General features: G+C 64.8%; 14 protein-coding genes. 3 read left to right on the forward strand and 11 right to left on the reverse strand.

The genetic code is table 11. The features are described from left to right. The first annotated feature begins 43 nt into the window (after positions 1 to 43). Both BFN03_RS20220 and BFN03_RS12555 read left to right on the forward strand, forming a co-directional pair. Positions 44 to 295, forward strand: coding sequence for a BldC family transcriptional regulator (locus BFN03_RS20220; RefSeq protein WP_084385613.1), 252 nt, complete (start codon positions 44 to 46; stop codon positions 293 to 295). Between the two features lie 121 nt (positions 296 to 416). After that, entirely contained in the window at positions 417 to 620 is a 204-nt protein-coding gene (locus BFN03_RS12555; protein WP_070379274.1) for a hypothetical protein, read from the forward strand. Positions 621 to 672: 52 nt separating this feature from the next. On the opposite strand, the gene BFN03_RS12560 is transcribed toward BFN03_RS12555, so the two are convergent. The 10 genes from BFN03_RS12560 to hppD all read right to left on the reverse strand — a co-directional run bounded on the left by BFN03_RS12560 (position 673) and on the right by hppD (position 10,979). Then, complete coding sequence (locus tag BFN03_RS12560; protein ID WP_084385614.1) at positions 673 to 2,193, reverse strand: MinD/ParA family ATP-binding protein; 1,521 nt, start codon at positions 2,191 to 2,193, stop codon at positions 673 to 675. 91 nt (positions 2,194 to 2,284) lie between these two features. Beyond that, positions 2,285 to 3,262, reverse strand: a complete 978-nt coding sequence (gene ccsB, locus BFN03_RS12565) for a c-type cytochrome biogenesis protein CcsB (RefSeq protein ID WP_070379275.1) — start codon at positions 3,260 to 3,262, stop codon at positions 2,285 to 2,287. After that, entirely contained in the window at positions 3,259 to 4,923 is a 1,665-nt protein-coding gene (gene resB / locus BFN03_RS12570) for a cytochrome c biogenesis protein ResB (RefSeq protein ID WP_070379276.1), read from the reverse strand. Before resB ends, ccsB begins: the two co-directional genes overlap by 4 nt. After that, a complete protein-coding gene (locus tag BFN03_RS12575; RefSeq protein ID WP_070379277.1) occupies positions 4,920 to 5,750 on the reverse strand; it encodes a cytochrome c biogenesis CcdA family protein in 831 nt (276 codons plus the stop codon). The genes resB and BFN03_RS12575 overlap by 4 nt, the downstream gene beginning before the upstream one ends. Beyond that, complete coding sequence (locus BFN03_RS12580; protein WP_070379278.1) at positions 5,747 to 6,346, reverse strand: TlpA disulfide reductase family protein; 600 nt, start codon at positions 6,344 to 6,346, stop codon at positions 5,747 to 5,749. The genes BFN03_RS12575 and BFN03_RS12580 overlap by 4 nt, the downstream gene beginning before the upstream one ends. Continuing rightward, positions 6,343 to 7,002, reverse strand: coding sequence for a histidine phosphatase family protein (locus tag BFN03_RS12585; protein WP_070380883.1), 660 nt, complete (start codon positions 7,000 to 7,002; stop codon positions 6,343 to 6,345). Before BFN03_RS12585 ends, BFN03_RS12580 begins: the two co-directional genes overlap by 4 nt. Before the next feature lie 74 nt (positions 7,003 to 7,076). Next, a complete protein-coding gene (gene hemL, locus BFN03_RS12590) occupies positions 7,077 to 8,402 on the reverse strand; it encodes a glutamate-1-semialdehyde 2,1-aminomutase (RefSeq protein WP_070379279.1) in 1,326 nt (441 codons plus the stop codon). A 61-nt stretch (positions 8,403 to 8,463) separates the two neighbouring features. Next, complete coding sequence (locus tag BFN03_RS12595) at positions 8,464 to 8,961, reverse strand: VOC family protein (protein WP_070380884.1); 498 nt, start codon at positions 8,959 to 8,961, stop codon at positions 8,464 to 8,466. A gap of 11 nt (positions 8,962 to 8,972) precedes the next feature. Beyond that, positions 8,973 to 9,737, reverse strand: coding sequence for an SDR family NAD(P)-dependent oxidoreductase (locus BFN03_RS12600; protein WP_070379280.1), 765 nt, complete (start codon positions 9,735 to 9,737; stop codon positions 8,973 to 8,975). 33 nt (positions 9,738 to 9,770) lie between these two features. Then, entirely contained in the window at positions 9,771 to 10,979 is a 1,209-nt protein-coding gene (gene hppD, locus BFN03_RS12605) for a 4-hydroxyphenylpyruvate dioxygenase (RefSeq protein WP_070380885.1), read from the reverse strand. A gap of 119 nt (positions 10,980 to 11,098) precedes the next feature. On the opposite strand from hppD, the gene BFN03_RS12610 reads away from it, so the two are divergent. After that, positions 11,099 to 11,575 (forward strand): Lrp/AsnC family transcriptional regulator, encoded by a 477-nt coding sequence (locus tag BFN03_RS12610; protein ID WP_070379281.1) that lies wholly within the window; start codon positions 11,099 to 11,101, stop codon positions 11,573 to 11,575. Positions 11,576 to 11,746: 171 nt separating this feature from the next. On the opposite strand, the gene BFN03_RS12615 is transcribed toward BFN03_RS12610, so the two are convergent. After that, positions 11,747 to 12,997: an RNA-guided endonuclease InsQ/TnpB family protein gene (locus BFN03_RS12615; protein WP_070380886.1), complete on the reverse strand. Its 1,251-nt coding sequence runs from the start codon at positions 12,995 to 12,997 to the stop codon at positions 11,747 to 11,749. Positions 12,998 to 13,036: the final 39 nt, after the last annotated feature.

A 13,036-nucleotide genomic window follows, 5' to 3' on the forward strand; every position in this document is an offset into this window, starting at 1 on the left:
TGACCGGCCCTACATCGACCAGTCGAAACAGCGGAGGCCGTCAATGAGCGCACCCCCCGACAACGGATCCAGATTCAGGGCAACCACAGATGCCCTCATGACTCCGGGCCAGGTGGCTGTCCTGTTCCATGTGGATCCAAAAACAGTCACCCGTTGGGCACACGCCGGCAGGCTCGGATCACTACGCACACCCGGCGGGCACCGCCGTTTCCGCGAAGCCGAGGTAATGCAGTTACTCCGTTCGCTGACGACGGAGCCGGGGCACACCGTGCCGACTGCAGCTGGCCGTACGTGATACCGAAGCCCAACTGCCGCGACACGCACACCTGCCGGGCCCCTGAGGGATGCCCTCTACCACCGACCCGGCTACGCTCAGAAGATACCGACTATCCTCGAGTGGTGTAAGGAGGTGCGCGGTGCTTTACCTATTGGCATTCATCGGACTCGTGACCGTGGCGGTCCTGCTGTGGAAAGCATTCGGCCCGGCGGCGAACCCGATGCTCAGCAAGCGGGTTGTGGGTCCGGACGATGATCCGGAGTTCCTGTGGAAGGTAGAGCGGGAAGCCCGCCGGACAAGGCCCGAAGAGCCCGGTACCGGTTCGTCCGACTCGATCGGCTGATCCGATGAGGTGGTACCGCCCCGCAGGTTCGGTACCACCGTCCTCGCTTTCGTCAGCGACGATCCTGCAGCGCGAAGTCCGCGGCAGGAAAGTCCGACGCGACGGCAGCGGCCAGTTCGAGTAGGGCGTTGCGCGTCTTCGGATGCAGCCGTTCCAATTCGATCTCAGCGCCTTCTTCGAGGTGCGGATCGAACGGGATGAGGCTCACCCGACGACACCGCTGTTCGAAGTGTTCGACCACCTTGGGGAGATCAACCTTGCCCGAGCGTGGGCGTACTGCGTTGACAACGGCCACCGACTTGGACACCAACTCTCGGTATCCGTGAGCGTCGAGCCAGTCGAGGGTCGCGGACGCGCTGCGCACTCCGTCGACTGACCCCGAACTGACCACCACGAGGGAGTCTGCCTCCTCGAGAATCGTCTGCATTGCCGAGTGCATCAGACCGGTACCGCAGTCGGTCAGCACGATGCTGTAGAACTTCTCGAGCATCTTGACCGTTCGGGCGTAGTCGTCCCCGCTGAATGCCTCCGACACGGCCGGGTCGCTGTCCGATGCGAGCACCTCGAGTCGGTGGCGGCTCTGTGACGTATAGCTACGGACGTCGCTGTACTTCTCGATGCTCTGCTCGTCGCGCAGCAGATTGCGTACCGTAGCAGGCGTCTCGAGCGGGATCTTCTGACTCAGTGTTCCGCGGTCGGGGTTGGCGTCCACGGCGATCACCCGGTCGCCTCGCAGCGATGCGAACGTGGAACCGAGAGTGGCGGTCATGGTGGTCTTACCCACGCCGCCCTTCAAGCTCAGCAGCGCGATCTTGTAGCAACCGTGAAGCGGTTCGTTGACCTGCTCGGTCAGATCGAGGCGACGCTGCTCCTTGGCGCTGCTCCCGACATTGATGCGGCCGCCGGACACCTTGTAGAGCATCTTGCGCCACCCCGTGGTCGGGGCGGGCTTGGCCTGCCTGAGGAGTAGCGATGTCGACAGGTCGCGAGCGGACATGGCGTACTGCTGTTCGTGACCGAACCCCTGTTGTTCGAACGACTGCGGCTCGAACCCCTGCGGCTCGAACCCCTGTTGTTCGAACCCCTGTTGTTCGAACCCCTGGGGCCCGGTCGCGTGCTGCTGCGCGGGCGGCGTGAAAGAGTTCTGCTGCCGCGGTGGATGCTGTTCCTGCGACTGCTGACCTGGCACTTGTTGAGGGCGCGAGAAGGCTCCCGCCCCGGCGGACTGCTGCGGCGTTCGAGGCGGGGGTGCGAACGCCGCCTGCTGCTGGCCCGGGGCCTGCTGGTGTTGTGGGCCGGGGGCCGGCGCCTGCGACTGCGGGGCCGGGGCCTGCGAGGCGGAGGCGGAGGCGGCCGCGGGAGCTTGGGCCTGCTTCTGCGGCCTGGCGGAAGGGGACGCCGGAGCCTGCGCAAAGGGGTTTCGGCCCTGGGGCTGAACGTATGGGGCCTGCCGCGCAGCAGCACGACTGCTCTGGCTGCCGTCGTTTTCCGTGGCCGCATCCCGGTCGCTCACTGGAGGGTTCGACGCAGACCGCACCGGCTCCCACGCGCCACCAGCATTGTTCTCAGACATCACCGAACATCCCCTCGTCATGTCTCCATCGTCCCCACCAGGTCATGGGTCGAGACGCCGCGGCGGAACGATACCAGCCGATCGAAATCGGTCAGTTCAGGCCTGCGTACGAATGCAGCCCCGATACCACCATGTTGATGATGAACAGATTGAACAGCATGGCTACGAAGCCCGCGATGTTGATCCACGCCGCCTTCGTCTCGCGCCACCCGGAGGTCGCACGCGCATGGAGGTAGGCGGCGTAGATGACCCACGCGATGAACGAGACCGTCTCCTTCGGGTCCCAGCCCCAGAAACGACCCCACGCGGCCTCGGCCCAGATGGCACCGAGGATCACACCGGCCCCGAAGAGCGGGAACCCGATGATGGTGGTCTTGTACGCCAACCGGTCCAGCTTCTCAGCGTCGGGCAGCCGCTTCGCGATCTGGGCGAAGACTCCGGTTCCCTCTTCTGATCGCGGGTAGCGCATTCGGAGCAGGAACATCAGGCTCGCAACGCCCGATACCAGGAACACGCCTGAGCCCACGCTCACGATCGTGACGTGGATAGGCAGCCAGTACGACCGCAGTGCGGGAACCACCGGTGCGGAATCCGCGTACAGCACCGTACCGGCGAGGAACATCAGAATCAGCACCGGGACGAGCAGGAATACCCACATCGGCCGATCCGCGGGCTTGGACAACATAGCGAGTCCGACGACGAGTGCTGCCGCGCAGGACATGGTGACGAACTCGTACATGTTGCCGAGCGGGAACCGGCCTGCGGACAACCCACGCAGCACGATCGCGGCAATGATCAGGACCGTGCCGACGACGAGTACCGCGGAACCCATGCCCCCGAACCGTTCGGACATCGGCTTTCCTGGCTTGGGTGCCACACGCCCGGGAACGTCGGCGGCATCTGCCGACGTTCCAGCGGTTCCAACCGATACGAGTTCCTTCTCTTGCACGGCCTGCGCGCGCGTGGACGCGTACTGCACGATGAGCAGAATGAGCGCCAGCAACAGCACAGCGAAGGCTGATTGGAAGGCCCAGTCGCTGTACTGCGCCAGAGTCTCATTGATCGTCATCGTTGCCTCTCCTGCGAATCAGGCTTCGTGTCTTCCTCGAGCAGACGAGTGCAGAGCCGGTCGAACTCGTCGCCCCACCCGGCCTGATCGGTCCGGGCGAGCCCACCAAGCTCTACTACGGTACGTCGTGGGCCTGGATCCGAAGCATCCGCGGGGTAGATGCGGGCCCAGATACGCCGACGCTTGACCAGCAGCGAGACGAGCAGTCCTGCCATCATCGTCAGCGCCGACACCAGCACCCATTGCTGCGCAGGATCGTGCGACACCTGCAAGTTGACGAAATCGACGGCGCCGTCGAAACGCACCTGCGTGCCGTCGTCGAGCGTTGCGCTCTCCCCCGGCATCAGGTTCACCCGGTCCTGCTTGACCAGCCGACCCTGGTTGATCAGTTCGGAATTCAGCGTGAAGATCGACTGCGGATTGCCGGTGTCGAGGCCGGTGTCACCCTTGTAGATGTCGATCGCGACGGCCGGGTCGTTCATCGCGGGGAAACTCGACGACAGTAGGTCTCCATGGAACAGAGCGGTCGGGGCGAACAGGCCTTCGATCGCGATCTGGTTCTTCCGTCGCTCGTCCGCATCGGGGTACAAACCACCGGGCGGGTCGAAACGCATGGCCCCGCTACTGAGGAATGTGACCGCATCGTCCGGTTGCCACTGCAACGTCTCGGTCCTCGTCTGCCCGTCCGGGAAGGTGACGGTGAACGTCGGCGCATACCCGTGGCCCTGCAGATAGACGCGGTCTCCTGCGACACGGAGCGGGTGGTTGACCTGCAGTTGGCGCTCGCGCCAGGTGTTCGAGTCGAGGTCGGCTCCAGCCTGATACTCGATGTTGGACGTGAACATCTCCGCCTGCCCGTTGTCGAGGTAGTCGGCGGTGAAGTCCTTCACCCTGATGCACATCGGCGTCATACCCGTTCCATCCTGCGTGTTCCCGGCCCGGAACGAGTCGAAGACCGCGGGAGACGTAGTGCAGAATCCGGGCCCGTTGTTGGCGACCACAATGACGTTGCCCTCGTAGCCCAACAGCTTTCCCGCGGCGACCGCGACCAGCAGGCCTACGAGGGAGAGGTGAAAGACGAGATTGCCGAATTCGCGCAGGTATCCCTTCTCTGCGGAGAGGGTGATCTCACCCTCTCCGGACTCACGGCGGACGCCCTCGCGGGTCTCGACTCGCCACCCCTTCAGCTGGGCGCGAACGCGCCTGGCGAGTTCCTCGGGCGTCTCGTCGACCCGGTCCTCGCGGTGATGGGGAAGCCGAGAAAGGTTGCGGGGTGCCGGCACCGGACGGGTCCGCAACGCCTTCGCGTGCTCGACGCACCGGGGCAGGATGCAGCCGACCAGGGAGATGAATAGCAGGACGTAGATGGCGGTGAACCAGAAACTGCCGAATACGTCGAACAGTTCGAGCTTGTCCATCCAGGGGCCGAGCGTGGGCCGGTTCGCGATGTACTCGTTGACCTTGCCCTCGTTGAGACTGCGCTGTGGCAGCAAGGCGCCCGGAATTGCCGCGAGCGCCAACAGGAAGAGCAGCACGAGTGCCGTCCGCATGGACGTCAGCCCACGCCAGGTGTTGCGGACCTCAGCCATCGCTCGGCGAGGCAGGGATTGACGTGGAACCGGGGCAGATTCGATTCTCGGTCGAGTCTCGGTTTCGCTCATATCGGCAGAATCACATCCGTGATGAAGGCGTCGCGGATCCAGCTGACGAACAGGTCCCATGCGCCGGTGACCAAGGCAATACCTACTGCCACCAGCATGATTCCGCCGAAGACTTGAATGGTTCGTGAGTTGCGGCGAAGCCATCCGACGCCGCGCAACGCACGCGACGATCCGAGCGCCAGGATCACGAACGGCAGCCCGAGGCCGAGGCAGTACGCGACGATCAGGGTGACACCGCGCGCCGCGGTGGCTCCCTCGGTGCCTGCGGTGATGGAGATGACGCCGGCCAGTGTGGGGCCGAGGCACGGGGTCCAGCCCAGCGCGAACACACCGCCGAGCAGGGGCGCCCCGGCCAGGCTGGAAATGCGCCTCGGCTCGAGCCGGGTGTCTTTCTGAAGAGCAGGCACCAACCCGATGAACACCAGACCCATTGCGATGGTGACGACGCCGCCGACCCGCATCAGGATGTCACGGTTGATCGCGAGTGCCGAGATGGCACCGAACACGGATGCCGTGGCCAGCACGAACACGACTGTGAAACCGGCCACGAACAAGCCCGCGGCACCCGCAACCCGAAGCCGGCCGTCGGAGAGTGTTTTCGTCCGAACGGCCGCCTCCTCCGCAGTGACGGCTGGAGCGTCCGCCCCGACCACACCGGCGAGGTAGGACAGGTAGCCGGGTACGAGGGGCACAACGCAGGGCGACGCGAACGACACGAGACCGGCGAGGATGCACGCACCGAACGCGAGCACCAGCGGCCCGGACACGGCAGTGGACCCAAAGGCCTCGCCGATGCCGCCGGCAAGAATAGTGGTGCTGGTACTCACGATTCCTGAGCCACCCGTTCGACCACCGGTTTCAGATCCTCGGCCAGCAGTTCCTTGAGGAACACCGCGGCGACGCGGTGGTCCCGGTCGAGCACCATCGTGGTGGGGACGACGCTCGTCGGGTAGTTACGGCCGAGCGCGATCAACGTCCGCATTGCCGGGTCGTAGATCGACGGATACGAGATCTTGTTGTCGATCACGAAGTCCTGCGCCTTGTCCTGCTGGTTGTCCCGCACATTGATCCCGAGGAACGCGACCCCTTGGTTCTTGGTTTCCTCGTAGACCTCCTCGAGGTGGCTGGCCTCGCTCCGACACGGAGCGCACCACTGACCCCACACGTTGATGACCACGACCTGACCGTCGAATTCGTCGAGTGAGGTGGTCCTTCCCTCTTCCATCAGGTCGGGTCCGGAGAGAGCGCCGATGGCCCCGCGATCGGCCGGCGGATCGTAGAAGATCTCGGTCTTGCCGCCCGGAGACACAAAGTCGAAGGTGCCGCCCTGTGCCACCGCGTCGTCGCCGGACGCGCACGCCGAGAGCAGCACGACAGCCGCACCCACCATCGCGGCAAACCCCGCCAAGCGTCCCCGTTTCATGCCCCGGTCACCCTCGGATCCGACGCGCCCGCGGGCTCCGAATACACGATGTCCACGAGGGTGTCACCCTCATAGACGAGCGACGTCAACGACGCGAGGCCGCATTGACGATGGCGCGGGTCGTGCCACAGCCGGTCACCTTGCAGAAAACGCCGCAGAGTCCAGACCGGCAGCTGGTGACTGACGACCACGGCCTCGTGTCCAACCGCGCAGACGCGCGCGCTGTTCACCGCCGCCAGCATGCGGTGCGCGATCTGCAGGTACGGCTCGCCCCACGAGGGGGTGAACGGATTGCGGAGCTTCCACCAGTGCCGCGGGCGGGACAGTGCCCCGTCGCCGACCGAAACCTTGAGGCCCTCGAACTCGTTGCCCGCCTCGATCAGGTTCTCGTCGGTCACGATCTCGACTCCGTGGGCGGCGGCAATCGGGGCCGCAGTCTCCTGCGCCCTCTGCAGAGGCGATGCTGCTACGTGAGTGATGTCGTGCTTGGCCAGGACCGACGCGACCGCACGGGCCTGGCCCTCCCCCGTCACCGACAGCTTGAACCCGGGAAGCCTGCCATAGAGGATTCCACGCGGGTTGTGCACCTCGCCGTGCCGAAGCACATGCACGATGGTGCGGGTCTGTGTGTGGTCGGGATGACCGGCATCTGTCACGTTTGAAGTTCCTCGGGTAGGTGCGGGCGTCAGTTGATCGATGGGGCCGTCGGTGGCCACCTGCTGCGGACACATCAGGGCCGAGTGGCCGCTGCGGCGGCCTTCGCTGCGTGCGGCAGGGCATCGGCGATGATCGAGAAGGCGTTGTCGTCCATGGCGGCGGAGACGAACCACGCCTCGAAGGCGCTCGGCGGCGGGTACACACCGCGCGAGAGCAGGCCGTGGAAAAACGCCGGGAAGCGCCACGTCTGCGCGGCCTTCGCCTCGGCGTAGTTGGTGACCGGATCCTCGGTGAAGAAGACGCTGAGCATCGTTCCGGCCGTCTGCACACGGTGCGGCACACCCTCGGCCGTCAGCGCGTCAGAGAGCAAACCTCGCAGCGTCGCACTGTTGCGCTCGAGTGCGTCGTACACACCCTGGTCTGCCGCACGCAGGCTGGCGAGTCCGGCGGCAACCGCGACCGGGTTCCCGGACAGGGTGCCCGCCTGGTAGACGGGCCCGGCAGGCGCGAGATGCGCCATGACGTCGGCGCGGCCACCGAATGCGGCGGCGGGCAGACCTCCGCTCATCACCTTGCCGAACGTGTAGAGGTCACCGGCGACCCCGTCGAGTCCGTACCAACCTGCGGCACTGACGCGGAATCCCGTCATCACTTCGTCCATGATGAGCAGCGCGCCGTTGTCCCGGGTGAGCGATCGAAGCCCCTCGTTGAATCCCGGCTCGGGGGGTATTGCCCCCATGTTGCCGGCGGCGGCTTCGGTGATCACGCACGCGATCGCGCCCTCGTTCGCAGCAAACGCCTGAGCTACTGCGTCGAGATCGTTGTAAGGAAGAACAATGGTGTCCTCGGCCTGGGCACCGGTCACCCCCGGCGATGTCGGGAGGCCGAAGGTCGCAAGACCCGAACCGGCATCCGCGAGCAGTGCATCGACGTGTCCGTGGTAGCAACCGGAGAACTTGACGACCTTGGTTCGCCCTGTGAAACCGCGGGCCAACCGGACCGCGCTCATCGTGGCCTCGGTACCCGAGTTGACCAGCCGCACCTTCTCGACCGGTGCCACCCGGGCGACGATCTCCTCGGCCAGTTCGATCTCCCCTGCCGTGGGGGCGCCGAACGATAGACCGGTGGTGGCGGCAGCCCGCACCGCCTCGACAACAGCCGGGTGCGCGTGCCCGAGGATCATCGGCCCCCACGAACAGATGAGGTCGACGTAATCGTTGCCATCGACGTCGGTGAGTGTGTACCCGGCCGCCTCTTTGATGAATCGCGGGGTACCGCCCACGGAATGGAAGGCCCGCACCGGAGAATTGACACCGCCGGGAATGACCAGATCCGCCTTCTCGAAGAGCTGAACGGAGCGAGAGGCATGCACGTCGCGGTCACCGGGGCGATCAATCACGATCTCTAGTGTCCCAGTTCTGTCGGATTTGCCAACGACAGGGTGTAGTTGGTGACGTGATTCACCCCTTCGGCGATTCCGGAACCAACGAATCGAACAGGGCCCGCATTTCGTCCGAGAGCTTCATCAGTTCCACGTAGCCGCCGAGGGGACCGGCATCGAGATAGGCGAACTCCATCCCCACACCCTCGAAGCGCCCCTGTGCGACGACGGGCAGACCGCGGCGGCCCGCCTCGGCGAGGGTGGCCTCGAAGTCGTGGGGGACCCATGCCATGTGGTGGACCCCCGGACCACTTCTCTCGAGATGTTCCGTGTAGAGACTCTGCCCCGACACGGGCTGGATGAGTTCGAGTTGCTGCCCACCTGCGTACCCGAGCGACACGTGGACCACATAGTCCGCGGGGCGTCCCCGGTAGGTGCACTGATCCGGGCCGAAATGCACGTCCGGCAGGCGCAGCCATCGCGCGACGCCGAAGTGCTCCGTGAAGTGCTCCTCCGCCGCGACGATGTCTTCGACTACCCAGCAGATCTGGAATATCGGACCGCTGACCAGGCTCATGCCATCTTCGCTCATGCCATTTTCCCATTGTCCACCGCGTACACGGCACCGTGGACGGCCGCGGCGTCGTCGGACGCGACGAACGCCACCATCTTCGCCACGTCCTCGGGCTCCATCAGGCCGCGAGGTCCTGCCGATTTCATGACGAGATCGAAGTCGACGCCCTCCGGGAACACGAAATTTGAGACCTGCGGGGTCATCATCCCGCCGGGACAAATGGCGTTGATCCGCAGCGGAGCGCCGGCGAACTCGAGTGCCATGGCTCGCGTAAGACCCACCAGCCCATGTTTGGCGGCACAGTAGCCAGCGGAGTACGCCTGTCCCTCGAGTCCGGCTACGGAAGCGACGTTGACGATGTTGCCTCCCCTCTCGAGCAGATGAGGCAACGCGGCACGTGACAGATAGAACGGCCCGTTCAGATTCACGGCCAGGTCGCGGGCCCAGTCCTCGTCAGTGACGTCAGCGGTGTGCCGGAGAGTGTGCGCGCCGGCTACGTTGACGAGCACATCAAGACCACCGAGCGCGGACACACAGGAGGCCACGGCTGCGGCGCACTCCTCGGACGAGGCGACGTTCGTTTCCGCGTAGCGCCTCTCCCCATCCGCACCAGCGACGTCGATCATGGCCTCGCGCAAAGCATCCCCGCCACGCGCGACACCGAAGACGTGCGCTCCCCTGTTCGTCAGTACTCGCGCCACCGCCAGCCCGAGCCCCGAAGACGCGCCCGTAACGAGTGCAACCTTGCCCGCGAAAGATCTTCCCTCTGCGTCATCCATTCATAGATGATGCACTGAGCGCAGACCTACAGTTCACAGATTGCCGCGCGCCGCCTGCTCGCGTTCGATGGACTCGAACAGCGCCCGGAAGTTGCCCACCCCGAAGCCGAGCGAGCCGTGCCGTTCGATGAGTTCGAAGAATACGGTCGGCCGATCGCCGAGCGGTTTCGTGAAGATCTGCAGCAAGTATCCGTCCTCGTCCCTGTCGACGAGAACGCCTCGCTTCTGCAATTCCTCGACCGGCACCCGCACTTTCCCTATCCGGGCACGCAACTCTGGATCCTCGTAGTACGTGTTCGGGGTATCGAGAAACTCGACGCCTTCGGCCCGTAGTGCGTCCACGGTCGCCAGGATGTCGCCGGTTGCCAGGGCCAAGTGCTGGCAACCCGGTTCCCCGTAGAACTCCAGATACTCGTCGATCTGCGACTTCTTCTTCCCCACTGCGGGTTCGTTGAGCGGGAACTTCACGCGGTGATTGCCGTTCGCCACCACTTTCGACATCAGCGCGGAGTACTCGGTGGCGATGTCGTCGCCGACGAATTCGGCCATGTTCGTGAAGCCCATGACACGGTTGTAGAACCGGACCCAGTGATCCATCCGCCCCATCTCGACATTTCCGACCGCATGGTCGATCGCCTGGAACAAGCGTGTGGGCTTCCCCGGCCGCGCAGCAAAACTGCTCGAACGAGCGACGAACCCGGGCAGGTACGGACCGTCGTACCCGCTGCGATCGACAATCGTGTGCCGGGTACTGCCATATGTGGCGATCGCCGCGACCCGGACAGTTCCGAACTCGTCCGAGACGTCGTGCGGTTCCTCCAGGATGGTGGCACCCTGAGATCGTGCGTGGTCGATGCATCGGTCGACGTCGAGAACCTCCATTGCCAAATCCACCACGCCGTCGCCGTGAGCACGGTGATGATCTGCGAGCGGACTCTTCGGATCGACCGCGCCGTGCAGAACGAATCGCGCCGCACCGGATTCGAGCACATAGGACTTGTGGGTGCGCTGACCCGTCTCGGGCCCGGCATAGGCGACGAGGGTCATGCCCCAGGTGGAGACGAAATACTGCATGCTCTGCGTCGCATTGCCGCAGACGAACACCACAGCATCCATGGCAACCACCGGAAACGGGTCCGAGGCATCGTCGTGTTCAACCAGCCCGACCAACTTCTGGAGCTGATCAGCCCCAAGGTGCGCAGCCAATTCACGGGGCGTCAAGCGAATATCGGAGGTAGTCATGCCCATAACTGTGATTCAGATCACCAAGCTACGCAACCGTACTTCAATACGCTATTCAATCTGTACATAATGTGGAAACCAATACAGGTTCGGCTACACATATTGACCAGGAGTGTGCCATGCCTATCGATCAACTCGATGCGCGCCTGCTCGACCTTCTGCATGTCGAACCGAAGGTTGGAGTCCTCGAGGCGTCGAGGCGCCTGGGGGTTGCTCGGGGCACAGTCCAGGCGCGCCTCGACCGACTCGAACGCTCCGGCGTGATCATCAGTTCGGCACCCACGCTCGATCCATCGGCCCTCGGCTTCCCGGTGGTCGGGTTCGCCACGCTCGAGATCGCGCAGGGCAAGGGACACGTTGCGGTAGTCGAGCATCTCGCCGCCATCCCCGAAGTGCTCGAGGCACACACGACAACCGGCGACGGAGATCTCCTGGTGCGTGTTGTGGCGCGCAACCATGCGGATCTGCAGCGGGTCATCAACGCAATTGTCGACGGCCAGAACGTCTTGCGATCCTCGACCGTCATCGCGACGCAGACCCAAATTCCGCTGCGCCACTACCAACTCGTGTCGCATGCGGTCGCTACCCAGACGTGAGCCGACCCCTCTTGGCGGGTGTGTCTACACCGCTGTGTCGAACAGCCCGACTCCCCTTTCCCGGACAGGCGCTCGATAGGGTCGTGCAATGCCGACTACCGCTGAGCATGTCAACTACTCAGCCCTGAAGGACTGAGCTTGCAGCTGCAACACCCGACTGGCTGTCGAGGGTCACGCCGCGCCAGGGACCGTTGACTGGGCCCGGTAGTCCTCGGCGGCTCGGTGTGCGATGTTGTGCGAGCCGACAATATCTGCGTGTTCAACGAAACCGCAGTCGAGACAGCAGAACCGGTCCTGGTGGGGCCGGTTCTTCTTGTCGATATGACCACACCTGATGCAGCGGCGGCTGGTGTTCGCCGGATCCACCGACATCACCGGCACCCCCACCCGGGCGGCCTTGTAGGAAATGAAGGCCCCGAGTTGCGCGAACGCCCAACTCGAGTGCGTGGCCCGTTGGGGCTTGCGAAACCGTACCCGCTCGCGGATGCCCGTAAGGTCTTCCAGGGCGATCCCGCGTCCGGTGCGTTCAGCCACGGCCACAACCTTCTTGGAAATCTGGTGGTTGACGTCGGCGGCGAACCGGGCTTCCTTCCGAGCCCGACGCCGCAACAATCGTTTGGCGGACTTGGTGTTCTTCCTCTGCAGTGTGTGCCGCAGTTCCCGGTTGCGGGTGCGGCGGTCCTTGACGGCGCCCCGCCCGGCAGGGCCATCCGGGGCGCCGTCCCCGAACGTGTCGATCAGGTGATCACCAAGTTCCCGGTCGGAGGCGACGGCCATGTTCACGATCCCCAAATCCACCCCGATCCACCCGTCCGGGGTGTTCAGATGGTCCCCGGAGGCGACCGGGGGGTCGGGCACATCGCAGGTGGCGATCAAATACGCGGTCGGTGTTCCTCGGCGATCTCTCTGTACGACGAGATCAGTTTCCCCCTTCCGGTACTGCCGGAGCATCGCCACCTGGTCGGGGTGGCCGACGAACCGCAGGTTCTTCACCCGCCCGTCGACCGTCCAAATCGACACGCTGCCCCCGCCCGTGTCGTTTGGGTCGTACCCCCAGGACAGGCACCGGTCATCGAACGGTTGCGCCGCGTCCGGGCGGAACCGGATCGGCGTGTTCTCCACCCGCGTCCGGCGCCGGGAGCCTGTCGGCCCGTACCTGCCGTTCCGCAAATTGGCGCGCAGGCTGGTGTACGAGTCAGCGACCTTCCGGATCACCGACTGCGCCACCTGCGCACCCAACCCACCATGCTCACGGGCGGTCGCGTAGGTGATCGCCCGCAGATCACGTTTCCGGAACACCCGCCTCTCGTGCGCGATCCGGGCCACCAGGGTGGCGGTGTCGTTGCAGACGGCCAGGGTGCGCACCACAGCATCGAGTTGCTGACTGTCGGCCAGTAACTTCACCCGCACCACCTGCTTCACACCCCGGACCGTAACAGCGACCACCGACACCAACCGAGA

It is taken from the genome of Rhodococcus sp. WMMA185, from assembly GCF_001767395.1.
In the GTDB taxonomy this organism is placed as follows: domain Bacteria; phylum Actinomycetota; class Actinomycetes; order Mycobacteriales; family Mycobacteriaceae; genus Rhodococcus_F.